The 23,029-nt window shown below is 58.9% G+C and carries 19 protein-coding genes; 13 read left to right on the forward strand and 6 right to left on the reverse strand.

Annotation, left to right across the window (positions count from 1 at the left end):
- Positions 1–86: 86 nt before the first annotated feature.
- The 8 genes from csrD to tldD all read left to right on the forward strand — a co-directional run bounded on the left by csrD (position 87) and on the right by tldD (position 12,479).
- Positions 87–2,027, forward strand: coding sequence for an RNase E specificity factor CsrD (gene csrD / locus BLU64_RS11810; RefSeq protein ID WP_026743980.1), 1,941 nt, complete (start codon positions 87–89; stop codon positions 2,025–2,027).
- Between the two features lie 313 nt (positions 2,028–2,340).
- Positions 2,341–3,384, forward strand: a complete 1,044-nt coding sequence (gene mreB, locus BLU64_RS11815; protein ID WP_003855260.1) for a rod shape-determining protein MreB — start codon at positions 2,341–2,343, stop codon at positions 3,382–3,384.
- 106 nt (positions 3,385–3,490) lie between these two features.
- Positions 3,491–4,495 carry a rod shape-determining protein MreC gene (gene mreC / locus BLU64_RS11820; protein ID WP_026743981.1) on the forward strand — a complete coding sequence of 335 codons (1,005 nt, stop codon included), beginning with the start codon at positions 3,491–3,493 and terminating at the stop codon, positions 4,493–4,495.
- On the forward strand, positions 4,492–4,980 hold the full coding sequence (mreD, locus tag BLU64_RS11825) for a rod shape-determining protein MreD (RefSeq protein ID WP_026743982.1): 489 nt from the start codon (positions 4,492–4,494) through the stop codon (positions 4,978–4,980). Before mreC ends, mreD begins: the two co-directional genes overlap by 4 nt.
- 9 nt (positions 4,981–4,989) lie before the next feature.
- Entirely contained in the window at positions 4,990–5,583 is a 594-nt protein-coding gene (locus BLU64_RS11830; RefSeq protein ID WP_074728821.1) for a Maf family protein, read from the forward strand.
- Positions 5,573–7,042, forward strand: coding sequence for a ribonuclease G (rng, locus tag BLU64_RS11835; protein ID WP_074728823.1), 1,470 nt, complete (start codon positions 5,573–5,575; stop codon positions 7,040–7,042). The genes BLU64_RS11830 and rng overlap by 11 nt, the downstream gene beginning before the upstream one ends.
- A gap of 117 nt (positions 7,043–7,159) precedes the next feature.
- Positions 7,160–10,987 (forward strand): AsmA2 domain-containing protein YhdP, encoded by a 3,828-nt coding sequence (gene yhdP / locus BLU64_RS11840; protein WP_074728825.1) that lies wholly within the window; start codon positions 7,160–7,162, stop codon positions 10,985–10,987.
- A gap of 46 nt (positions 10,988–11,033) precedes the next feature.
- Positions 11,034–12,479 carry a metalloprotease TldD gene (gene tldD / locus BLU64_RS11845; protein WP_074728826.1) on the forward strand — a complete coding sequence of 482 codons (1,446 nt, stop codon included), beginning with the start codon at positions 11,034–11,036 and terminating at the stop codon, positions 12,477–12,479.
- 36 nt (positions 12,480–12,515) lie between these two features.
- On the opposite strand, the gene aaeR is transcribed toward tldD, so the two are convergent.
- On the reverse strand, positions 12,516–13,454 hold the full coding sequence (gene aaeR / locus BLU64_RS11850; RefSeq protein WP_026743987.1) for an HTH-type transcriptional activator AaeR: 939 nt from the start codon (positions 13,452–13,454) through the stop codon (positions 12,516–12,518).
- 315 nt (positions 13,455–13,769) lie between these two features.
- On the opposite strand from aaeR, the gene aaeX reads away from it, so the two are divergent.
- From aaeX to BLU64_RS11870, 4 genes are all read left to right on the forward strand, one after another.
- Entirely contained in the window at positions 13,770–13,973 is a 204-nt protein-coding gene (aaeX, locus tag BLU64_RS11855; RefSeq protein ID WP_026743988.1) for a p-hydroxybenzoic acid efflux pump operon protein AaeX, read from the forward strand.
- A gap of 7 nt (positions 13,974–13,980) precedes the next feature.
- Positions 13,981–14,928 carry a p-hydroxybenzoic acid efflux pump subunit AaeA gene (gene aaeA, locus BLU64_RS11860; RefSeq protein ID WP_074728828.1) on the forward strand — a complete coding sequence of 316 codons (948 nt, stop codon included), beginning with the start codon at positions 13,981–13,983 and terminating at the stop codon, positions 14,926–14,928.
- A gap of 9 nt (positions 14,929–14,937) precedes the next feature.
- Complete coding sequence (gene aaeB, locus BLU64_RS11865; protein WP_074728830.1) at positions 14,938–16,896, forward strand: p-hydroxybenzoic acid efflux pump subunit AaeB; 1,959 nt, start codon at positions 14,938–14,940, stop codon at positions 16,894–16,896.
- A gap of 153 nt (positions 16,897–17,049) precedes the next feature.
- Complete coding sequence (locus tag BLU64_RS11870; RefSeq protein WP_026743991.1) at positions 17,050–17,682, forward strand: LysE family translocator; 633 nt, start codon at positions 17,050–17,052, stop codon at positions 17,680–17,682.
- Between the two features lie 49 nt (positions 17,683–17,731).
- Here BLU64_RS11870 and yjgA read toward each other — a convergent pair whose 3' ends face one another.
- Positions 17,732–18,283, reverse strand: a complete 552-nt coding sequence (gene yjgA / locus BLU64_RS11875) for a ribosome biogenesis factor YjgA (RefSeq protein ID WP_074728832.1) — start codon at positions 18,281–18,283, stop codon at positions 17,732–17,734.
- A gap of 191 nt (positions 18,284–18,474) precedes the next feature.
- On the opposite strand from yjgA, the gene pmbA reads away from it, so the two are divergent.
- On the forward strand, positions 18,475–19,815 hold the full coding sequence (pmbA, locus tag BLU64_RS11880; RefSeq protein ID WP_026743993.1) for a metalloprotease PmbA: 1,341 nt from the start codon (positions 18,475–18,477) through the stop codon (positions 19,813–19,815).
- Between the two features lie 38 nt (positions 19,816–19,853).
- Here pmbA and phnP read toward each other — a convergent pair whose 3' ends face one another.
- The 4 genes from phnP to phnL are packed head-to-tail and all read right to left on the reverse strand — an operon-like array spanning position 19,854 to position 23,024.
- Positions 19,854–20,627 (reverse strand): phosphonate metabolism protein PhnP, encoded by a 774-nt coding sequence (gene phnP / locus BLU64_RS11885; protein WP_051625591.1) that lies wholly within the window; start codon positions 20,625–20,627, stop codon positions 19,854–19,856.
- Positions 20,620–21,180 (reverse strand): ribose 1,5-bisphosphokinase, encoded by a 561-nt coding sequence (gene phnN / locus BLU64_RS11890; RefSeq protein WP_026743995.1) that lies wholly within the window; start codon positions 21,178–21,180, stop codon positions 20,620–20,622. Before phnN ends, phnP begins: the two co-directional genes overlap by 8 nt.
- Position 21,181: 1 nt before the next feature.
- The gene (phnM, locus tag BLU64_RS11895; RefSeq protein WP_074728834.1) at positions 21,182–22,318 is read right to left on the reverse strand and encodes an alpha-D-ribose 1-methylphosphonate 5-triphosphate diphosphatase; all 1,137 of its coding nucleotides are present in this window, start codon (positions 22,316–22,318) and stop codon (positions 21,182–21,184) included.
- On the reverse strand, positions 22,308–23,024 hold the full coding sequence (gene phnL, locus BLU64_RS11900) for a phosphonate C-P lyase system protein PhnL (protein ID WP_026743997.1): 717 nt from the start codon (positions 23,022–23,024) through the stop codon (positions 22,308–22,310). The genes phnM and phnL overlap by 11 nt, the downstream gene beginning before the upstream one ends.
- Positions 23,025–23,029: the final 5 nt, after the last annotated feature.

Below are 23,029 nucleotides of genomic sequence, written 5' to 3' on the forward strand. Positions count from 1 at the left end.
CATGCACTGATAAACCGCAAGGAGCAGGCGGCTGTGCCGCTGCCGCATTTATTCGGTTATAAGGCCTAGGAGTAAAAGACCCAAGGATGAGATTGACCACCAAACTTTCCATGCTGATGACGACGCTGACCCTGTTGGCGATTGCGCTAATGTTCGTCAGCAGTATCTCCAGCTTCATTTACTACAGCCAGAAACGCATGGAGCACCAACTTAAAGCGGTGGCGACCAGCGTCGATCAGGCCCTGCTGGCGAACTCGCCCAGCGAGATCGCAGCGTGGCTGCCGCCGGTGATGAGGAGCCTGGGGATCGTCGAGCTGGAGATCCAGCAGGGGCAGGACAGCAGCGATGTCGTCAGCCTGCGGGAAGACAAGCCCGATGACCGGACGATTATGTATCGCCGGGCGCAGATGTCGCTCATGCAGCATCCCAATATTTCGCTGAAAATGATCTACGTCGATCCGCTGATGGGCTCCCCCCGTTATCTGTTTTCGTTTCTGTCCGTCATGGCGGTGATGCTGGTGATGTCGATCGCCATCTTTTATGCCGTGCGCTGGCTGCGGCGGCAGATGGCTGGGCAGGAGCGGCTTGAAGCGCGCGCGGAGCGCATTCTCTACGGCGACAGCGAAGTGGTGCCGTCCGGCTCTGGTCGCGAATGGCCGGTCAGCGTCAGCGGCGCGCTCGACAAGCTGTTGGGCGATCTGGTGGAAGCACGGGAAGCCAAAGGTCGAGTGGATACACTGATCCGCGCCTTTGTCGCACAGGATGCGGAAACCGGTTTAAATAACCGGTTTTTCTTCGATAACCAACTGGCGACACAGCTGGAAGATCCGGAGTCCGTTGGCACTCACGGCGTGGTGATGATGGTCCGACTACCGGATTTCGACACGTTGCATGGCACTCACGGTTATGACAGCTCGCTGGCGGAATACTGCACGGCCCTGATTAATCAGCTTGCTTTGTTCGTTCACCGCTATCCGGCTGTGCTGGTGGCCCGCTATCACCACAGCGATCTCGCGGTGCTGCTGCCGCATCGAACGTTGAAGGAGGCGGAAGGCGTCGCGGCGCAGATGGTGCGGGACGCTGAGCGCCTGCCCGCGCCGTCTTGCATTGATAAAGACGATATTTTGCATATTGGCATCTGCGCCTACCGCGGCGGTCAGCGGGTGGATCAGGTGATTGAGAATGTGGAAGACGCAACCCGTCATGCCGTATTGCAAGGTGGCAGCGGCTGGTGCGTTTTTGACCGTCGCGTGCCGGAAAAAGGACGGGGGAGCGTGAAGTGGCGCACGTTGCTGGAAGACACGCTGTCGCGCGGCGGCCCGCGTCTCTACCAAAAACCGGCAATCACCAGTGAAGGCAGGGTGCATCACTACGAGCTAAGCAGCCGTATCGACGATGGCACGCAGGAATTACTGGAAGCAGAGTATATGCCGCTGGTGCGCCAGCTCGGTCTCACCGCCAGCTACGAACGGTTGCTGGTGACCCGCACGCTCGCGCTGATAGCGGGTGATACCGACGTTACGCTGGCAATCCCTATTACCGTGGATTCCCTGCTACAGCCTTCATTCCTGAGGTGGTTATGCGAAGCGCTGCAACAGAGTGCTCACGAACAGCGTTCTCGTCTGCTGCTGGAACTGGCCGAGGCCGACGTGTGTCAGTACCTCGGCCGTTTGCGTCCGGTGATTGCCGAACTGACCGGGCTGGGCTGTCGGTTGGTGGTGGCGCAGGCTGGTCTGACGCTGGTGAGCAGCGACTATATCAAGTCACTGCCGGTCGAGGTGATCAAACTGCATCCGGCGTTGGTGCGCGGGGTCGATCAGCATCCGGAGAACCAGCTATTGATCCACAGCCTGACCGAAGCCTGCGTCGGTACGAAGACGCGCGTTTGCGCCGTCAGCGTTCGTACCCGCGAAGAGTGGCTGACGTTATTGGATAAGGGGGTTCGCGGTGGTCAGGGCGCATTGTTTGCCAACTCGGCGTCCGTCGGGAATACGCTGAAAAAATATTCACAGCAGTTCCATGTTTAATATGAATGTCCGGCCCGATTTAGCGTAGAATGAGCGCGCCGTGGAGAGCATGTCGTTACTGCTGATATCACCGCGAAAATGTTAGATTTTATGTCCGTTGTCGGCGCAAATTTTCGGGATTGTGCGCGGCCAGTCTAGATGCCGCCTGAGGGTACCCCCCTCCATGAGTTTCGTGCCTAACCCAAATTTGTGCGGCATACGTCTTTTTCACCGTAGCAGAGCCTGTTCGCGCCTTGTCGCTGCTGCGTGTGGTTGGTAAAGTAGGCGGATTTTATTTATTTCCGCCCCCAGCTTGCAGGATTATCCTTTAGTTATGTTTAAGAAATTTCGTGGCATGTTTTCCAACGACTTGTCCATCGACCTGGGTACCGCCAATACCCTGATTTATGTAAAAGGACAGGGCATTGTATTGAACGAACCTTCCGTGGTGGCGATTCGCCAGGACCGCGCGGGTTCTCCGAAAAGTGTTGCCGCAGTAGGCCATGACGCCAAACAGATGTTGGGCCGTACGCCGGGCAATATCGCGGCTATCCGTCCAATGAAGGATGGAGTGATTGCCGATTTCTTCGTGACTGAGAAAATGCTGCAGCACTTTATCAAACAGGTGCATAGCAACAGCTTCATGCGCCCCAGCCCGCGCGTGTTGGTCTGTGTTCCGGTCGGTGCGACTCAGGTTGAACGCCGCGCGATCCGTGAATCCGCACAGGGTGCGGGTGCGCGCGAAGTGTTCCTGATTGAAGAACCTATGGCGGCGGCTATCGGCGCGGGGCTGCCGGTATCTGAAGCGACTGGCTCCATGGTGGTGGATATCGGTGGCGGTACCACGGAAGTGGCGGTGATCTCCCTGAATGGCGTGGTCTACTCCTCTTCGGTCCGCATTGGCGGCGACCGCTTCGACGAAGCCATCATCAATTACGTTCGCCGTAACTACGGATCGCTGATCGGCGAAGCGACGGCGGAACGCATCAAGCACGAAATCGGCTCCGCCTACCCGGGCGACGAAGTCCGTGAAATTGAAGTGCGCGGCCGTAACCTGGCTGAAGGGGTACCGCGTGGCTTCACGCTGAACTCCAACGAAATTTTGGAAGCCCTGCAGGAGCCGCTGACCGGCATCGTCAGTGCGGTCATGGTCGCACTGGAACAATGCCCGCCAGAGCTGGCGTCCGACATTTCCGAACGCGGCATGGTGCTGACCGGCGGTGGCGCTCTGCTGCGCAACCTGGACCGTCTGCTGATGGAAGAGACCGGCATTCCAGTGGTGGTCGCGGAAGATCCGCTGACCTGCGTTGCGCGTGGCGGTGGTAAAGCGTTGGAAATGATCGACATGCATGGCGGCGATTTGTTCAGCGAAGAATAATCCGGCCTGCCAGAAATAAAGAAGGGGGAAACCGTATGGATGAAGGTTTGTTGTGTTCATCCCGTCTGGTTGCCCCCTTTTTCATTGTCGAGGAATACGCCATTTTATGAAGCCGATTTTTAGCAGGGGTCCCTCCTTGCAACTGCGACTTTTTCTAACCGTCATCACCGCCATTGTCATCATTATTGCTGACAGTCGGCTCGGTACGTTTGTCAAAATCCGCACTTATATGGATACCGCCGTCAGCCCGTTCTATTTTCTGGCGAATGGTCCGCGCGCGGCGTTGGACAAGGTCTCGGCCAAGCTGACCTCCCGGGAACAGCTGGAGCGCGAGAACGCGGCGCTGCGCCAGGAGCTGTTATTGAAGAACAGCGACCTGTTGCTGCAAGGACAGCTCAAGCAGGAGAACGCGCGGCTACGCGAACTGCTGGGCTCTCCGTTGCGGCAGGATGAACACAAGATGGTGACGCAGGTCCTCTCCGCCGGTATCGACCCTTACAGCGATCAGGTTGTGATCGACAAAGGCGCCGTCAACGGCGTGTATGAAGGCCAGCCGGTCATCAGCGATAAAGGCGTTGTCGGACAGGTGATCGCCGTCGGACAACTGACCAGCCGCGTGTTGCTGATTTGCGATGCTTCTCACGCACTGCCGATCCAGGTGCTGCGTAATGACATCCGCTTGATTGCCGCGGGCAACGGCTGCACGGAAGATTTGCAATTGGAGCATTTGCCGAACAATACCGATATCCGTGTCGGAGATGTGCTGGTCACCTCCGGTCTGGGGGGACGCTTCCCCGAAGGCTATCCCGTGGGCGTCATTTCTTCGGTGAAAGTCGACACTCAACGTGCCTATACGGTCATCCAGGCGCATCCCACGGCGGGACTGCAGCGTTTGCGCTATCTTCTCCTATTGTGGGGAGGGGATAACGACGCCCACGCCGCCATTTCTCCGCAGGAAGTGCAACGAGTAGCGAACGAACGCCTGATGCAGATGATGCCGCACGTGCTGCCGTCTCCTGACTCGATGGGACCGCCGGCGCCCCCGGCGAACGTGGCTTCTCCGACGGATAGCGCTCCTGCGGGCGGTCGCGCGCCGAGGGGCGAGCAATGAATCGTTATCGTCGCAACGGCAACGGGATTATCTGGCTGTCGTTCCTGATAGCACTGGTGCTGCAAATTATGCCGTGGCCGGATGACATCTATATGTTCCGCCCCTCCTGGCTGACGTTGTTCCTGATTTACTGGGTGATGGCGCTGCCGCACCGGGTAAATGTGGGAACCGGCTTCATTCTTGGGATCATCACCGATCTGATTCTTGGAGCGACGCTGGGCGTGCGCGCGTTGGGACTGAGCATCGTGGCCTATCTGGTGGCGTTTCGCTTCCAGCTCTTCCGCAACATGGCGCTGTGGCAGCAGGCCTTGATCGTCATGCTGCTGTCGCTGTTGTTGGATCTGTTGGTCTTCTGGGCAGAGTTTTTGGTTCACGACGTGACGTTTCGTCCGGAAGCGCTATGGAACTGCGTGGTCGATGGTGCGTTGTGGCCGTGGCTGTTTTTATTGATGCGGAAAATCCGCCGTCAGTTCACCGTACAATAGAGGTCGTGCATGACAGCACTGTATTTAGCGTCATCGTCTCCCCGGCGTAAAACTCTTCTGGAGATGTTGGAGATCCCGTTCGTGACGCTGACGGCTGACGTGGAAGAGCAGAGACGGCCTGGCGAAACGCCGGAACACTACGTGAGTCGTCTTGCGCAGGATAAAGCGGCGGCGGGCGTGGCCGTCGCGCCGCAGGATCTCCCTGTGCTCGGCGCGGACACCATCGTGGTTCTGGAAGGCGATGTGCTGGAAAAACCACGCGACGAGGCGCACGCCGCCGAGATGCTGCGGACGCTGTCCGGCCGTCGGCATCAGGTGATGACGGCCATAGCACTGGCCGATAAAGAAAAAACATTAAGTCAACGTGTGGTCACCGAAGTGGTTTTTCGGCGGCTCTCAGAACAGGATATCGTTAGCTACATTGCCAGCGGTGAACCCATGGATAAAGCCGGCGCCTATGGTATCCAGGGCAAAGGCGGGTGCTTCGTAAAATCCATTGCGGGAAGTTACCACGCTGTTGTGGGACTGCCGCTGGTGGAAACCCTTGACTTGTTCAGCCGATTTGCCGAACTGCGTACAGCAAGAGGAACCCATGACCGCTGAGTTACTGGTAAACATTACACCTTCAGAAACGCGCGTCGCTTACATTGACAACGGCACGATGCAGGAAATTCACATCGAGCGCGAAGCCAAGCGCGGCATCGTCGGCAACATCTATAAAGGGCGGGTCAGCCGCGTGCTGCCCGGCATGCAGGCGGCGTTTGTCGATATTGGTCTGGATAAGGCGGCTTTTTTGCACGCCTCCGACATCATGCCGCATACCGAATGCGTGGCGGGCGACGAACAGAAAAACTTCCACGTCCGCGACATTGCGGAGTTAGTGCGTCAGGGACAAGATCTCATGGTGCAGGTGGTCAAGGACCCCTTGGGCACCAAAGGCGCGCGTCTGACGACGGACATCACACTGCCTTCGCGCTATCTGGTCTTCATGCCGGGCGCCTCGCACGTCGGCGTCTCCCAGCGTATCGAAAGCGAAACTGAACGTGAGCGCCTCAAACGTATCGTTTCCGCCTACTGTGACGAACAGGGCGGATTCATCATTCGCACCGCCGCCGAAGGCGTGGGCGAGCAAGAGCTGACGGAAGACGCCGCTTTCCTGAAACGCCTGTGGGCCAAGGTGATAGAGCGTAAAAAGCGCAATAAAACCCGTTGCCAGCTGTATGGCGAACTGGCATTGGCGCAGCGTATCCTGCGGGATTTCGCCGGCGCGGAGTTGGATCGCATTCGCGTCGACTCTAAGCTGACCTTCGACTCTCTGGTGGAGTTCACCTCCGAATATATCCCCGAGATGGCCAGTAAGCTGGAGCTTCATGCGGGTAAGCAGCCGATTTTCGACCTCTACGATGTGGAGAACGAGATTCAACGCGCGCTGGATCGCAAGGTGGAGCTAAAGTCAGGCGGCTATTTAATCATCGATCAGACCGAGGCGATGACGACGATTGATATCAACACCGGCGCCTTCGTCGGGCATCGCAATCTGGATGAAACCATCTTCAATACCAATATCGAAGCGACGCAGGCGATAGCCCGCCAGCTGCGACTACGTAATCTGGGCGGCATCATCATCATCGACTTTATTGATATGAGCAACGAAGACCATCGTCGCCGCGTGCTGCATTCGCTGGAGCAGGCGCTCAGTAAAGATCGGGTAAAAACCAGTATTAGCGGTTTCTCTCAACTAGGATTAGTGGAGATGACCCGTAAGCGTACCCGTGAGAGTATCGAGCACGTATTGTGCAGCGGCTGCCCCACCTGTCACGGTCGCGGGACGGTGAAAACGGTTGAGACCGTCTGCTACGAAATCCTGCGTGAAATAGTGCGCGTACACCATGCTTACGATTCCGACCGCTTCCTGGTTTACGCCTCGCCGCGTGTTGGCGAGGCGCTGAAAGGCGAAGAGTCCCATGCTCTGGCCGAGGTGGAAGTCTTCGTCGAGAAGCAGGTCAAAGTCCAGATCGAACCCCTGTACAGTCAGGAGCAGTTCGACGTAGTGATGATGTAATACAGACGGCGTGTGAATACCGGCGGCCGGCGATAGCGGAAAACGCAGAGTCGACGCGGTGCGGAGACGGCATATCTGACAGCCTCGCTGCCGGTGATGGACAACAAGGAGACATGCGTGAGGCGACTGCCCGGAATCTTACTTGCTACGGGAGCCACCCTTATTGTACTGGTTGCGCTGGGGGTCAGTGGACTGAGGCTTGTCATGCCGCATCTGGACGATTTGAGGCCGAGGCTGGTGGCTTGGGCGCAGTCAATCTCCGGGACTTCCATCGAGGTCGCGGGTCTTCACGGCAGCTGGGAGCCGTTCGGCCCCACGCTGGAAATCAACCATATTCGCATTCAGCATCCGGATGCTGACTGGCAGTCCGAACGGGTCACGCTGGCGCTGGATGTGTGGCAATCCTTGCTTCATCTGCGCTGGCAGTTCCGCGATCTGACCTTTTACCAGATGCAGCTGGACATCAAACATCCCCTCAATTTTTCGCAAAAAAATAACGATAGCGGCTGGCAGGCAAATCAAGTGGCCGACCTGTTTCTGCGGCAGTTCGACCGCTTCGATTTGCGCGACAGCCATATCACCTTTTTGACGCCCTCCGGCCCGCGAGCCGAACTATTTATTCCCCAACTCACCTGGCTAAATGGCCACAACCGCCATCGCGCCGAGGGGCAAATCAGCCTGTCGAGTTTTAACGGACAGCATGGCGTGGTGCAGATGCGCATGGATTTGCAGGACGATCAGGGATGGCTGAATGACGGCACACTTTATCTGCAAGCCGATGATATCGACATGAAGCCCTGGCTGAGCCGCTGGTTGCGAAGGAATACCGGTCTGGAGAATGCGGACTTTAGTCTGGCGACCTGGCTGCATGTGCGTAACGGCGAGATCGCCGGGGGCGACATTCTGCTGAATAAAGGGACGGCGGGCTGGCGCGACGGCAAAGAGACCCATCGCATCAGCGTCGACAGTATGATGCTGCAGGCTAGTCGACAGGATAGCGGCTGGCAGTTGACCATCCCAACATTGAATGTTGCGACGGACGGGCAGGACTGGCCTCAGGCGGCCGTCTCCGCGCTGTGGCTTCCTGCCGATAAGCCGGTCGATGGCGAGGCGCTACAGGGCGAACTGCGAGTTCGCAGCGGCAGTTTGGCGCTGGAGCGTTTTACGCCGCTATTGCCCTTGCTCTCTTCCGCGATGCCAGAGCTGAAAACACGCTGGCAGGCGTTGCAGCCAAAAGGCCAACTGACCACGCTGGCGCTGGATATTCCGCTGGCGACGCCGCAGGACAGTCGCTTTCAGGTGGGTTGGCAAGATGTCAGCTGGCAGCCCTGGCAGATGCTACCGGGCGTTGACCATTTTTCCGGTACGGTGAGCGGAAGCGTGGGAAGCGGTCAGGTGCATCTTCAACTGAAACAAAGCACGTTGCCTTATCCAGGCATGTTCCGCGCGCCGCTGGAAATGGCGAAGGTGGAAGGGAACCTGTATTGGCGGAGCGACGACCAAGGGTGGACGCTATGGTCGAAGGGGTTGGACGTCCAGGCCAAATCGCTCTGGGCCAACGGCGATTTTGACTACCATCATCCCGCGCAGGGTGAGCCGCAGCTGAATATTCTCGCCGGGCTGCGTTTAAGCGATGGGGCGGAGGCGTGGCGTTATTATCCCGAACATTTTATGGGAAAAAGTCTGGTCAATTACCTCAGTCAGGCGGTGCAGGGCGGCTCGGTAGACAACGGCACCCTGATATTTTCCGGCAACCCATCGCACTTTCCCTTTGCGCATCATGATGGACAGTTTCAGGTGTGGGTGCCGCTGAAAAACGCCAAGTTCGGCTTTCAGCCCGGCTGGCCCGCATTGGACAGTGAAAATATCACGCTCAATTTCCTGAATAACGGGCTGTGGATGAATGCGCCGCAGGCGCGGCTCGGCAATGTTAAAGGCCGGAACATCGATGCCGCGATCCCCAACTTTCAGCAGGAGCTGCTGCTGATAAATGGCGACCTGAACGGCAGTGGCAAAGATGTGAGTGATTACTTCATGCAGACGCCGCTGAAATCCACGCTGGGAACGACGCTGCAACAATTGCAGATCGGCGGTAACGTGGCCAGCACGCTGCATTTGTCTATCCCGCTGAACGGTAAGCAGGTACGGGCGAGCGGCGAGGTCACGATGAATGACAATAGCCTGTTCATCAAACCGCTAGGCGTCACGCTGCGCCAGCTCAACGGTCGCTTCAGTTACGACAACGGTAATTTGAAGAGCGAGCCGTTGCAGGCCAGCGTATTCGGCCAGCCGCTGACCGCCAGTTTCACCACGGAAGAGCAGGAAAACGCGTTTCAGGTCAATGTGGATCTGCTGGGGAGCGTACAACCGGCGCGGCTGCCGGGCTTACCTGCCGACGTCGTGAGTGCGTTGGGCGGCAACGCGACGTGGAAAACACAAGTGGGCGTGACGCTGCCGCACAAGGGCGGCGTCACCTACGATATCAACGCCCAGGCCGACCTGAAAGAAGTAAGCAGTCACTTACCTTCTCCGCTCGACAAGGCCGCAGGCAAAGCGCTCCCGGTCCAGCTGAGCGCTAAAGGCGATCTGCGCGGCTTTACGGTACAGGGCGTGTTGGCGAAAAGTCAGCGATTTAACAGCCGTTGGCTGCTGAAGAAACAGTCGGTCGTGTTGGCACAGGCTGTCTGGCAGAACGGCGGTAAAAATATGCCGGCTCTGACCGGCGAGGACGGCATCACGCTGCATCTCCCGGAGCTTGACGGCGAACGCTGGCTGGGGCTGCTGTCCGGCGCGAAGTCCGGCCTGGGGTCGGGAGGCGGCGGACTTTCGCTCCCGGCGCGCGTCACCGTGACGACGCCGCAGTTGACGCTGGCGGGCCAGCAATGGCGCGATCTGGCGCTGAGCGCGTATTCCACTGCGGGCGGCACCGCGGTGACGGCGCGCGGCCGCGAGATCGACGGACGCCTGGAAATCCCGCGTACCGGCGTGTGGCGGAGCGACGTGCGCTATCTTTACTACAACCCTCAATGGTCCGGGAGCGCGGCTTCCCAGACGTCGGGCAAAGCTTCCGCGCCCTTTACCATCACCAACGAAACTTTTGCCGGGTGGCCTACGCTACAGGTGAACTGCACCGAATGTTGGGCGATGGGACAAAATCTGGGCCGGATTCAGGCTCTGTTGGTGCCTGAGAGAAACAAAATTTCGATCCGCCACGGGCTGGTGGATGACGGCAAGGCGCGTTTGACGATCGACGGCAGCTGGCAGCAGGCCGAGGGGGGAAGCCGCACTTCGCTGAAAGGCGTGCTGTCCGGCGATAGCCTGACGGAGAGCGCCGAGTGGCTGGGCATTGCCACGCCGCTGCGGGGTGAGTCATTCAACATCGATTATGATCTTTACTGGCATGGCGAGCCGTGGTCTCCGGACGTGCCCACGCTTAGCGGTATCCTGCAGACGCATCTTGGCAAAGGGGAAATCACCAGCGCGAGCAGCGGGTCGGCCGGGCAACTGCTGCGCCTCATCAGCTTCGATGCGCTGCTGCGCAAATTGCAGTTCGACTTCAACGATACCTTTAACAAAGGCTTCTATTTCGACAGCATCCGCAGCTCCGCCTGGATTAAGTCCGGCGTGCTGCATACCGATAATCTGTTGGTCGACGGGCTGGAGGCGGACATCGCGATGAGCGGCGATGTCGATCTGGTGAAGCGGCAGATCAACATGGAAGCCACGATCGCGCCGGAGCTGTCCGGTACGGTCGGGGTGGCCGCGGCTTTTGTGGTCAATCCCGTCGTCGGCGCGGCGGTATTTGCCGCCAGCAAAGTGCTGGCGCCGCTGTGGAATAAATTTTCCCTGATTCGTTACCATATTTCCGGTAGTGTGGATCAACCGAAGATTCAGGAAGTTCTGCGCGAAAAGCAGAAAGCCCGCGCGGCGACATCCGGCCAGTAAGGGCGGTATGTTTATCTGATTACCTTGACATTAAGAGTGACATCCTATGAGTCTGACGTTAGTCAGTGAGCAATTACTCACAGCCAACAAGCTGAGCCTAAACGATTTAAACGCCATTCTGGAGACGCTGAATGCGCGTCGTCTGGACTATGCCGATCTCTATTTCCAATCCAGCTACCATGAGTCTTGGGTATTGGAAGATCGCATCATCAAAGACGGGTCCTACCATATCGATCAGGGCGTGGGGATCCGGGCCGTCAGCGGCGAAAAAACGGGGTTCGCCTACGCCGACCAAATTACCTTGAACGCCCTGCAACAAAGCGCTCAGGCGGCCCGCAGTATTGTAAGAGAACAGGGCGACGGACGCGTGCATGCTCTTGGCGAGTCGGCGCATCGCGCGCTGTATCCGAGCCAGAACCCGCTAGATAGCCTGACGCGGGAAGAGAAAATCGCCCTGTTGCAACGCGTGGACGCCACCGCGCGTGGGGAAGACGCCCGCGTGCAGGAAGTCAGCGCCAGCCTGACCGGTGTGTATGAGCTGGTGCTGGTGGCGGCAACCGATGGCACGCTGGCGGCGGATATCCGTCCGCTGGTGCGCCTGTCCGTCAGCGTACTGGTGGAACAGGACGGCAAGCGTGAACGTGGCTCCAGCGGCGGCGGCGCGCGTACCGGTTACGACTATTTCTGGCAGTCTGTGGACGGCGAAGCGCGGGCGGAAGCCTGGGCGAAAGAAGCCGTACGTATGGCGCTAATCAACCTTTCCGCCGTCGCGGCCCCTGCGGGGTCGATGCCCGTCGTGCTGGGCGCGGGCTGGCCGGGCGTGCTGCTGCATGAAGCGGTCGGTCACGGTCTGGAAGGCGACTTCAATCGTCGCGGTACCTCCGTATTCAGCGGCCAGATAGGCAATCTGGTGGCATCTGAACTCTGTACCGTGGTGGATGACGGCACGATGGAAGGCCGTCGCGGCTCGCTGGCGATGGACGATGAGGGCGTTCCGGGTCAGTACAACGTGCTGATCGAGAACGGCGTATTGAAAGGTTACATGCAGGACAAGCTCAACGCCCGCCTGATGGGCGTCGCGCCGACCGGCAACGGTCGCCGTGAGTCCTATGCGCATCTGCCGATGCCGCGCATGACCAACACTTACATGCTGGACGGGAAATCCACGCCGGAAGAAATTATCGCCAGCGTCGACTACGGCCTGTATGCGCCGAACTTCGGCGGCGGTCAGGTGGACATCACCTCCGGCAAGTTCGTGTTTTCCACGTCGGAAGCCTATCTGATCGAAAAAGGTCGCATCACCAAGCCGGTCAAAGGCGCGACGCTGATTGGTTCCGGTATCGAAGCCATGCAGCAGATCTCTATGGTGGGCAACGATCTCTCGCTGGATATGGGCGTCGGCGTTTGCGGTAAAGAAGGCCAGAGTCTGCCGGTCGGCGTCGGTCAGCCGACGTTGAAGCTGGACAGCCTGACGGTAGGCGGCACGGCTTAATCACCCTCCGTTCTCCTCCGTCGTCTCGGCGTGCTGTCAGGGCGCCGCCGGCGGAGGCGTCTCCTGGCGATATCCTTGATAGGTCAGCGCCACCTTTTTGAAGTACTCCGTCAGATAATTAATGCACACCTGCACCTTCAACGGCAGATGATCCTTGCGCGTGTATAACGCATAGACCGGCCGCGGATCGGAATGGTAGTGGGAAAACAGAATCTCCACCTCACCGCGTTTAATCTCCTCAAGGACCCACATCAACGGCACATGCGAAATGCCCGCGCCGTGCTTGAGCCAGCGGATTAGCGTCTGGGAATCATTGGTGACGAAACGCCCCTGCGGCTTCAGACGCGTCGTCAACCCTTCCGGCGAGATCAGCTCGAATTCGCTGTCGGGCCGCACGCTGTATTCCAACCAGGAAAAGTTGTCGATGTCAGACAGTTTCTCTGGCGCGCCGTTCTGCGTCAGGTAGCTTTTGGCGGCGCAGACCACCATCGGCATCGAACCCAGACGGGTGGAAAACAGACTGGAGTCCTGCAGCGCCCCTACGCGAATCACGATGTCCAGACCGTCGGCGATCAAGTCCGGCGCGGGGATGCCGCTGACCAGATTGACGGACAGCCCCGGATACTCCTTCAGCATTTCCGCCGTCATCGTCGCCAGGACGTTTTGAGCCATGGTCGAGGTGCTGCCGATACGCAGCGTACCGATCGGCGTGTTGGTAAACGCATACAGCTGATCGTGAACTTCATGCGCTTCGACCAACATGCGACGGCAGCCGTGGTAATAGATTTTTCCCGCCTCGGTCAGCCCGATGCTGCGCGTACTGCGGTTCAGCAGCTTCACCTGCAACGCATTTTCCAGCTTGGTTACCGTTTGGCTGACGGCGGAGACGCTCATTTTCAACTGCCGGGCGGCGGCGGTAAATGAACCGAACTCCACCACTTTGGCGAAGACGGTCATGCTTTTTAATCGTTCCATTATTAAGCCTGGCTTAAAAGTGATTTAGATCACGCTGGGTAGATAAGGTCATAATAAACATCCATAATAAGGCGTGTCTAAACAGGAAGCGCGGTGTTCTCCTCGCCGGATTCCTGCCTTTGTTACCTCAATGAATGAAAAAGTAACCGCTTCATCATACCGATCATTCGTTATGTGTGTTCTTCATTATTGTTATCAGTCTTGCTGTGTCTTCCCCTCGCCCGCAGTCAATGGCTGCGGGCGGAGGTTTTTTTTGGTTATTTGCTATGCTGCTTACAGGGCGTATTACGCATCAGAGTGAGAGATAAGAAAAAGATGAATTCGCTTCCGGTCATGGTTCTGTTCGGCCTGTCGTTCCCGCCGGTATTTTTTGTCCTGCTGGTCTCGCTGGCGCTGTTTTATATTTGTCTCCGTCTGCTGCAGCCGACCGGGATCTACGATATCGTCTGGCATCCTGCGCTGTTCAACACCGCGTTGTTCTGCTGTCTGTTTTATCTGCTTTTCCGTTTCGGTCTTTGAGGTCGTTGTGAATACATCCGCTCTGACAATCTATCTGAAAAAATTTGCTCGCATCGCCATTACGCTGGTGTTGGTCCTGTTGGCCATCATGGCGATTGTGCGGGTGTGGGCGTTCTACACCGAGTCCCCCTGGACGCGCGACGCGCGATTCACCGCCGATATCGTCGCTATCGCGCCCGACGTCAGCGGACTGCTGACCGCCGTCAACGTCCACGATAACCAATTGGTCAAGAAAGGCGACATCCTGTTCGAAGTCGACAGACCTCGCTATCAGCAGGCGCTGGCCGAAGCGCGGGCGAACGTCGAATATTATCAATCGCTGGTCGTTGAGAAAAAACGGGAAGCAGGCCGTCGTCTGAAGCTCGGGACGCAGGCGCTGTCGCGCGAAGAAATCGAACAATACGGCAATACGCTGGAAACCACGAAACATCAGTTGGCGCAAGCACAGGCCGCGCTGGAACTGGCGCAGCTCGACCTGGATCGCACCGTCGTCCGCGCTCCGTCGGAGGGTTGGGTGACCAACCTGAATTTGCAGGTCGGTGAATTTATTACCCGCGGCGCGACCGTGGTCGCGCTGGTGAAAAAAGATTCTTATTACCTGTGGGCGTATATGGAAGAGACCAAGCTGGGCGGCGTTCGTCCCGGCTTACGGGTGGAAATCACGCCGCTCGGCAGCAACCGCATTTTGTACGGCACCGTGGATAGCGTGGCGGCGGCGGTGACTAACAGCAATATCACCACCGACAGCAGCGGTTTGGCGACGGTCGACTCCAATCTGGAGTGGGTGCGGTTGGCGCAGCGGGTGCCGGTGAAGATTCGGTTGGACCAACAGATGGGTAACCTCTACCCGGCGGGTACCACTGCGACGGTCGTGGTCACAGGGGAAAAAACGGAGCATACAAAATCCATGTCGCCGATGTTGAAACTGATGCACCGGCTGCGCGAGTTCGGGTAAAGCGCCGCCATGTTCAATTTCCCCGGATTCATCCGGCTGCGGTTTGCCTTCAAGCTGAGTTTCGCGATCCTGCTTTCGCTCATGCTCGGTTTTTATATGCAGCTTGAAACCCCGCGCTGGGCGGTGCTGACCGCCGCGATCGTGGCCGCCGGCCCCGCCTTCGCCGCCGGCGGGGAGCCATTTTCGGGCGCTATTCGCTATCGTGGGCTGCTGCGTATCCTGGGCACATTTATCGGCTGTATCGGGGCGCTGGTCATTATTGTCAGTACGGCGCGCGCGCCGGTCGTGATGCTGATGCTGAGCTGTCTGTGGGCGGGAGCCTGCGTATGGATCTCCTCGCTGGTGCGGGTGGAAAACTCCTACGCTTTTGGGCTGGCCGGCTATACCGCGCTGATTATCGTTGTGACGACGCAGAGTACGCCGCTTCAGGCGCCGCAGTTCGCCGTCGAACGCTGCAGCGAGATCGTGCTCGGCATCATGTGCGCTATCCTGGCGGATCTGCTGTTCTCCCCGCGATCCATTAAACAAGATATCGATCGTGCGATGAAAGCGCTGCTGTTGGATCAGTTCCAGCTGTTGCAACGCTGCGTGTCCGGCGCCTCGAAAGAGGAGCTGGATGCTAACTGGCATGCGCTGGTGCGTAATACTCAGGCGCTGAACGGCATGCGCAGCCAGCTGCGCGTCGAGTCGTCCCGCTGGCAGAACAGCAACCTGCGCCTCAAAAGCATGGTGACGCAGTCCTGGCTGATGATCACCCAGGCCTGTGAAACCTACCTGATCCTGCAAGACACCCAGGCGCCTATCAATGGCGCGCTGGCCCTGATGTTGGAGCAGCCCGTGACGTCGTCGGAAGAGGGACGTCAGCGCTTACGCCAGCTGCGCTATCTGGTGGCCGTCAACGGCGCCAGCCTGCCGCCGTCGCTGGTCGGCTGGGTCGCGACGGCGACGCGTTACCATTTACTGATGCGGGGCGTGCTGAACAACGGTCGTATCAACCGCATTGAGGCGGATGCGCTGACGGCGGACGCAGCGGTCAAAGCTACGTCGGCAGAAACCCATCACGCCATGATCAACGGGGTGCGGACCTGGGCGGCCACCACATTGGGGTGCCTGTTCTGGCTGGCGACGGGATGGAATTCCGGCAGCGTCTGCATGGTGATGCTCGCCGTCGTCACCGCGCTGGCGATGCGCTTGCCCAATCCGCGCATGATGGCCAAGGATTTTCTGGTCGGGACGCTGTTCGCGCTGCCGCTCGGCTCCTTGATGTTTATGCTGGTGCTCCCCGCCACCCAGCAAAGTCAGCTATTGCTGTGTCTCAGCCTCGGCCTGATGGCGTTCTTTATTGGTATCGAGGTACAGAAGCGACGGCTGGGATCGCTGGCGTCGCTAGCGACGACCATCAATATTCTGGTGCTGGATAACCCGATGACCTTCGATATCGCACAGTTCCTGGACAGCGCCATTGGGCAAGTCATCGGTTGCTTCCTGGCTTATCTGGTCATTTTGCTGATTCGGGACAACTCGCTGGCCTGGACGGGACGGACGCTGATGAACCGCTTCGTTTTCGGCGCGGTGTCGGCATTGAACACGCGTCAGGAACGGCGGCAGGACAACTACCTGCCCGCGCTGTATCAATACCTGTTTCTGCTACTGAACCGCTTTCCGGGCGATATCGCCAAGTATCGGCTGGCGCTGTCGCTGATTATCGCGCATCAAGGGCTGCGGCAGCTGGATATCCCGGTTAGCGAAACGCTGGCGTCGCATCATCGGCGGTTGCGCGCAACCGCCGGTCGGGTGATCAAGGCGAAACAGGATACGGCGCGCAGCCGCTATTTCACACAGCTGCTGGAGGAGATGGACGCGTATCAGCAGGCTTTGTTGGACCACCGGGTAGCGGAAAAAACCATTGCGTCGGTCAGTCGCCTGATCGCGCTGCTGCGGCGAAATCAGCATGCTTTCATCGGCTAACGACGCCGGACACGCGCAGGCTCACCGTGCCGCCCGGCGGGCTATCTTTGTTTAGGTGGACGGTCTAATATCTTCCTTCAACCCACTGTTCGACTTCTTCCACCGCATCGTGTGTGGCGACACGCGCGGATGACGTATAGGTAACGACGCATTATGACTTTGCATCTTTGGTTGGTTTACACCGGCGTGATCGTGGCGTTGATCGCCATACCCGGCCCGTCGGCGCTCATTAGCATGACTCATGGTTTACGCTATGGACAAAGACGCGCGATCGCCACCATCGCGGGCGGGGCCAGCGCGGCGTTGCTGCTGATGACCGGCTCGGCGCTCGGACTGGGCGCGATCCTCGCGGCGTCGACGACGGCGTTTATGCTGCTGAAGGGGGTAGGCGCGGCTTATCTTATCTGGCTGGGTATTTCGGCGTGGCGGGCGAAAACAGGCCCGGTGGCGGAAACAGAAAGCGTGGCGCTGCCGGTTGATGAACCCGGCATATTCACGCTGTTTAGACGCGGTTTCACGGTGGGGATCAGTAATCCGAAGGATCTGCTGTTCTTCGCCGCGCTGTTTCCCAATTTTATCGACACCAGCGCGCCGCACGTCGGTCAGTTCGCGCTGCTGGCGCTGACCTGGACGGTGCTGGATTGCAGCATCATGTTCTGTTACGCCTGCATGGGAAAACGCGTGTCTTCCCTGTTTTCGCACCCGAAACGCCTGCGGATGTTCAACCGCGCGTCCGGTTCGCTGTTTATTTTTGCGGGCACCGCGCTGGCGGCATCAGCCAGGTAGCGCTAGGGCGGACCGGCGGCGAGGAACACGCCAACTGCCGGTCACGGTCTTACGCTTCGGTTTCGGCCAGTTCTCGCAGATATTGATACAGCTGACGGGAAGATTTCGGGGGCTTGTTCGCGGCCTGTTCTTTCTGGGCATTCCGCAGTAATGAGCGCAGCTGCTGGCGATCGGCCTGCGGATAAAGCGTCAGCACGTCAGTGATGGCATCGTCTCCCTCCGCCAGCAGACGATCACGCAGTTGCTCCAGCTTATGGAACAGCGCCACCTGTTGGTTATGGCGGTTCTTCAACTTATCCAGCGCCTGCTGAATGGGTTCCGGGTCGCGTGCGCGCAGCATTTTGCCGATCAATTGCAACTGACGTCGGCGGCCTTCTTTCTTGATGCGCTGGGCCAGCTCGACGGCGGCCAGCAGCTCTTCATCCAGCGGGATGCGTTCGAGGGCATTCTTCCCCAAGGCGACCAGTTCCGCCCCAAGATCTTTCAGGGCTTCAGCATCACGTTTGATTTCGCTTTTGCTGACCCAGATAATTTCGTCGTCGTCTTCTTCCTGGCTGGTAGGCGGGACGTCGTCCTGCCAGTCTTCGGGGTGTTTATTCATGCGTGGTTTCCTCAAAAAGAGGCCGATCCTATCAGGTTATGGCTTGCTGCGAAATTGTCGGCAGATCCTGTTAGACTCAAGGATATCACGCTACCTCTTTATTACGCAGAGGTATGGCACGAATCGCGCGCAGACGCGCCTCGTGACCGCCTACAGTATCAGGATGTTTTCTTACTCATGATGGCGAATCAATGACAATTATCACTCAGGTTGCAGAGCAGCGAAAAACGCTGGAACAGGCAGTGGCGCAGGCGCTGGAGTTGGCCCGCGCCGGTTCGGACGCGGCGGAAGTCGCGGTAACCAAGACCACGGGGATCGGCGTCAGCACCCGCTATGGCGAGGTGGAAAACGTTGAATTCAACAGCGACGGCGCGTTAGGCATCACCGTCTACCATCAGCAGCGCAAAGGCAGCGCGTCCTCGACGGATCTCAGCCCGCAGGCCATTGCCCGTACGGTGCAGGCGGCGCTGGATATCGCCCGTTACACCTCGGTTGACCCGTTCGCCGGTCCGGCGGATGAAGCACTGCTGGCGTTTGATGCGCCGGATCTCGATCTGTTTCATCCCGCTGAACTGGATGCGGAGCGCGGCATTGAGCTGGCGGCCCGCGCGGAGCAGAGCGCGCTGCAGGCGGATGAACGTATTACCAACACGGAAGGCGGCAGCTTCAACAGCTACTACGGCGTCAAGGTCTTCGGCAACAGCCATGGCATGTTGCAAAGTTACTGCTCGAGCCGCCACTCCATGTCCAGCTGCGTGATCGCCGGCGAAGGCGGCAACATGCAGCGCGATTATGCTTATACCCTCGGACGCGCGCTGGACGATCTTGAAACGCCGGAGTGGGTCGGTCAGGAGTGCGCGCGCCGCACGCTGTCGCGACTGGCGCCGCGCAAACTGTCTACGATGCAGGCGCCGGTGATGTTCAGCGCGGAGGTGGCGACCGGCCTGTTCGGCCATCTGGTGGGCGCGATTAGCGGCAGCAGCGTTTATCGCAAATCGACGTTCCTGCTGGACCAGTTGGGCCAGCAAATCCTGCCGGAGTGGCTGACGATTCGTGAGTTGCCGCATCTGCGCAAAGGACTGGCGTCCACGCCGTTCGACAGCGAAGGGGTACGCACGCAGGAGCGAGACATCGTGAAAGACGGCGTGCTGCAAACCTGGCTGATGACCTCCTACGCGGCGCGCAAACTGGGGATGCAGAGCACCGGTCACGCGGGCGGTATCCACAACTGGCGCATCGCCGGACGCGGTCTGGACTTCGACGGCATGCTGCGTGAGATGGGAACCGGCCTGCTGGTAACCGAACTGATGGGACAGGGCGTGAGCGGCGTAACAGGCGACTATTCACGCGGCGCGGCTGGCTTCTGGGTGGAAAATGGTCAAATCCAGTACCCCGTCAGTGAAATCACTATCGCGGGAAACCTGAAGGACATGCTGCGCAATATCGTCACCGTTGGCGACGATATTGAAACCCGCAGCAACATCCAGTGCGGATCGGTCCTGCTGCCAGCCATGAAGATCGCCGGGGCGTAATTTCTGGGGCGCGCGGTGCATTTTACGTCGCGCGTCCGCTACAGCTTCAGCCTCAATCCATCGTATGCAGCATGCACATGCTTCGGCAATGGGTGCTCCCGCAACCAGCGATCCAGCGAATGACCGATATGCGTCAGGTACATTTTCCCCGGCTTTAACCGTTCAAAGATGTTTAGCGCCAAAGTCAGATCGTTGTGATTCCTGGGCGGCGTGGGCTGCGGGGGGGCGCTGCAGTCGAGCACGAGATAATCCACCGGCCGTCCGGCCAAGAACCGCTCGGTTTCTTCCGGTAGACCCACGGTATCCGTGAGGTAGGCCAGCGAAGCAAACTGCGTCTGAAACAGATAACCATAGGTCATTCTGGAGTGATTCAGGGGCAACGGGGTGGTTGGCACGCGGCCAAACGCGACCGTCTCAAAGGGTTTCAGCGGCGGCTGAAATTGCAGAATGCCGGGGTGTTTATAGAGATCATCGCAGCCGTTCGGATCGGGCGGGCCGAACACGGGGATCGTCTCGCCGCAGCCCCAGCGCAGTGGGAAGAGTCCCTGAACGTGGTCCATGTGGTAATGGGTGAGCAGAAAGCGGCGAATCTCCCCGGCGCTGAAGCGGCTGTCCAGATCGGGCAAGCCCGCGTCGATCAGCGTCATTTCCCCATGATCGATCAGCGCGGCGCAGCAGGCGCGCCGCCGCCGTTGCGGAGACGACCTTGCGCTTTGGCATACGCCGCAATTACAACCGAAGGCGGGAACCTGCTGCGCGCCGCCGGTGCCCAGGAAATGAAATATCGACGTGTGCCGCTTTTCATCACACATTCTCTTTCCTCTCCGTTTGGGACAGCAACTGCCAGAACTGCGCCAGCGTCTGGGGAAGAGGACCGTCGTTATGCAGTAAAGCGCAGTCTGGCGGTAAGTTGCGCTGTTGCTCCTGCGCTCGTAACAGTCGCTCTTCGATCTGACGCGCATTTTCCCGTCCGCGCGTCAGCAGCCGTTGACGCAGGGTCGACGGCGACACCGCCAGACAGAGCGGAAACAGCCGCGAGCCGTAACGTCGTTGCGCCTGCTTGAGGTAAGCGCGCGAGCCGTTGACGGCCACATCCAGATCCCGTTCCAGCCACAGATCGATTTCGATGCCGATGGCGTAATGGTGATGATGCGCCCGCCAGTCCAGAGCGAACAAGCCGTGATGACAGCGTTGGCTAAACTCGTTCACCGTGAGCGACACGTGGTTTTCACCGGGCAGACCGGCAGGTCGCGTGATGTAGCGGTGAGCGACCAGCAGGCGTTGCGGGGAGCTGGCGCGAATGGCATCCAGCAGACTGTCCTTTCCTGCGCCCGAAGGCCCTATCAAATAGATCAGTCTGCTCATTTCAGAAAACCCTCTCGCCTTGTCGCCATACCCGTTTCAGCACCATCTGCGGGCCATGACGACGGACCAGTACCAGGTCGGCGCGCATTCCCTCTGCGACCAGACCCCGATCGTTCAGTTGCAAAGCTTGCGCCGGGTTATGGCTGATCAACGCGATAGCCTGAGGCAGACTGTAGTTGTTGCGCTCGTCCTCGGCTATGAGAAAAGCGGCTTCCAGCAGGCTGGCGGGATAGTAGTCCGAAGAGAGAATATTCAGCAGGCCTTCTTCCGCCAACTGATGCGCGGCGACGTTGCCTGAGTGCGAGCCGCCGCAGATCACGTTGGGCGCGCCCATCAGCACCTGCATACCGACCCGATGGGCGGCGCGCGCGGCGGCGGCCGTCGTGGGAAATTCGGCGATAGACACGCCGTGGCGGTAGGCGTCCATCACATGATCTTCCGCGGCGTCGTCGTGGCTGGCCAGCGTAATACCTTTGGCCTGGCACAAACTGACGATGCCTTGACGGTTGGCCTGGGACCAGCGCTGCGAGCCTTCAATCTGTTCCGCTTCGAACTGCGCCATTTGCTCATCGTTCAGGAGGTATTTGCCTTTATAGTACTCATGGTACTTCTCTCGCGAGGCGAACTGGCGCTGCCCTGGCGAGTGGTCCATCAATGACGCCAGCGTGACCGACGGCAGATCGCAAAGCTGTTCAAACAGCGGCAGCGTATCTTTATGAGGGAGTTCGCAGCGCAGGTGCAGCAAATGTTCCGCGCGATTCAGGCCGGCTATCTGGGTCGCAACCACCGTGTCGGTCATTTTGAGCAGGTTGTCGAGGCGGTGGCCGCCATCCCGGATATCGCCAACGGAGATCGCATCCAATACGGTGGTGATCCCGCTGGAGATAATGGCGGCGTCGTGCGCGCGCATCGAGGACGCCGGCGGCCAACTGACGCCGGGACGCGGGGTGAAGAATTTGTCGAGGTTGTCGGTATGCAGCTCAATCAGTCCTGGGATCAGCCAGGCGCCGTCGCCGTCCAACGCGCCCGGCAGGCGGCTCGGCGCATCGCTGATGTGCTGAATCACACCTCGATGAACCGACAACGATCCGCTGATGATTTCGTCCGACATCACCATCCGTACATTACTAATGATCATAGGACTCCTCCTCCTGAGACGCGCTGACGGACATGGCATAGATGCGGTCCGAGACCCGAGCGCGAACTTCTTCATCATGGAAAATACCGACGATAGCCGCGCCTCCCGCTTTGGCCTGAATGATGGATTGCGTAACGGCTTCGCGATTGTCCGCATCCAGCGAAGCGGTCGGCTCATCCAGCAGCAAAATGGGGGAGTCGCCGATCAGTCCGCGGGCGATATTGACCCGCTGCTGTTCGCCGCCGGAGAACGTAGCAGGCGCCAGCGACCATAACCGTTCCGGCACATTCAGCCGGGTCAGCAGCTCACCGGCGCGGATTTCGCTTTCCTGACGTGGGATACCCCGCTCCAGTAAAGGTTGGATGACGACGTCCAGCGTGCTGATGCGTGGGATGACCCGCAAGAACTGGCTGACCCAGCCGATCGTATGTCGACGGACGTCGAGGAGGTCGCGAGCGTCGGCTGACACCATATCCACCCAGCCGTTCTGATGGCGCGCGTAGATATGGCCGCTATCCGGCTGGTAGTTGCCATAGAGCGAACGCAGCAGCGTAGATTTTCCGCTGCCGGAATGGCCGTGGAGGGCGATGCACTCTCCGCTTTTCACCGTCAGATTGATGTCTCTGAAAACCGGCAATCTAACGCCCTGCTGGTTATGCAATACGAACGTTTTACTTACATTTTCAATGCGTAGGCGAAGATCCATAATTG

The organism is Lonsdalea quercina (genome assembly GCF_900107885.1).
Taxonomy (GTDB): domain Bacteria; phylum Pseudomonadota; class Gammaproteobacteria; order Enterobacterales; family Enterobacteriaceae; genus Lonsdalea; species Lonsdalea quercina.

Bases quoted from the DNA above. Each gene is read 5' to 3' on its own strand.
- csrD (WP_026743980.1), top strand. From the start codon at position 87: ATGAGATTGACCACCAAACTTTCCATGCTGATGACGACGCTGACCCTG.
- mreB (WP_003855260.1), top strand. From the start codon at position 2,341: ATGTTTAAGAAATTTCGTGGCATGTTTTCCAACGACTTGTCCATCGAC.
- mreC (WP_026743981.1), top strand. From the start codon at position 3,491: ATGAAGCCGATTTTTAGCAGGGGTCCCTCCTTGCAACTGCGACTTTTT.
- mreD (WP_026743982.1), top strand. From the start codon at position 4,492: ATGAATCGTTATCGTCGCAACGGCAACGGGATTATCTGGCTGTCGTTC.
- BLU64_RS11830 (WP_074728821.1), top strand. From the start codon at position 4,990: ATGACAGCACTGTATTTAGCGTCATCGTCTCCCCGGCGTAAAACTCTT.
- rng (WP_074728823.1), top strand. From the start codon at position 5,573: ATGACCGCTGAGTTACTGGTAAACATTACACCTTCAGAAACGCGCGTC.
- tldD (WP_074728826.1), top strand. From the start codon at position 11,034: ATGAGTCTGACGTTAGTCAGTGAGCAATTACTCACAGCCAACAAGCTG.
- aaeR (WP_026743987.1), bottom strand. From the start codon at position 13,454: ATGGAACGATTAAAAAGCATGACCGTCTTCGCCAAAGTGGTGGAGTTC.
- aaeX (WP_026743988.1), top strand. From the start codon at position 13,770: ATGAATTCGCTTCCGGTCATGGTTCTGTTCGGCCTGTCGTTCCCGCCG.
- aaeB (WP_074728830.1), top strand. From the start codon at position 14,938: ATGTTCAATTTCCCCGGATTCATCCGGCTGCGGTTTGCCTTCAAGCTG.
- BLU64_RS11870 (WP_026743991.1), top strand. From the start codon at position 17,050: ATGACTTTGCATCTTTGGTTGGTTTACACCGGCGTGATCGTGGCGTTG.
- yjgA (WP_074728832.1), bottom strand. From the start codon at position 18,283: ATGAATAAACACCCCGAAGACTGGCAGGACGACGTCCCGCCTACCAGC.
- pmbA (WP_026743993.1), top strand. From the start codon at position 18,475: ATGACAATTATCACTCAGGTTGCAGAGCAGCGAAAAACGCTGGAACAG.
- phnP (WP_051625591.1), bottom strand. From the start codon at position 20,627: ATGTGTGATGAAAAGCGGCACACGTCGATATTTCATTTCCTGGGCACC.
- phnN (WP_026743995.1), bottom strand. From the start codon at position 21,180: ATGAGCAGACTGATCTATTTGATAGGGCCTTCGGGCGCAGGAAAGGAC.
- phnM (WP_074728834.1), bottom strand. From the start codon at position 22,318: ATGATCATTAGTAATGTACGGATGGTGATGTCGGACGAAATCATCAGC.
- phnL (WP_026743997.1), bottom strand. From the start codon at position 23,024: ATGGATCTTCGCCTACGCATTGAAAATGTAAGTAAAACGTTCGTATTG.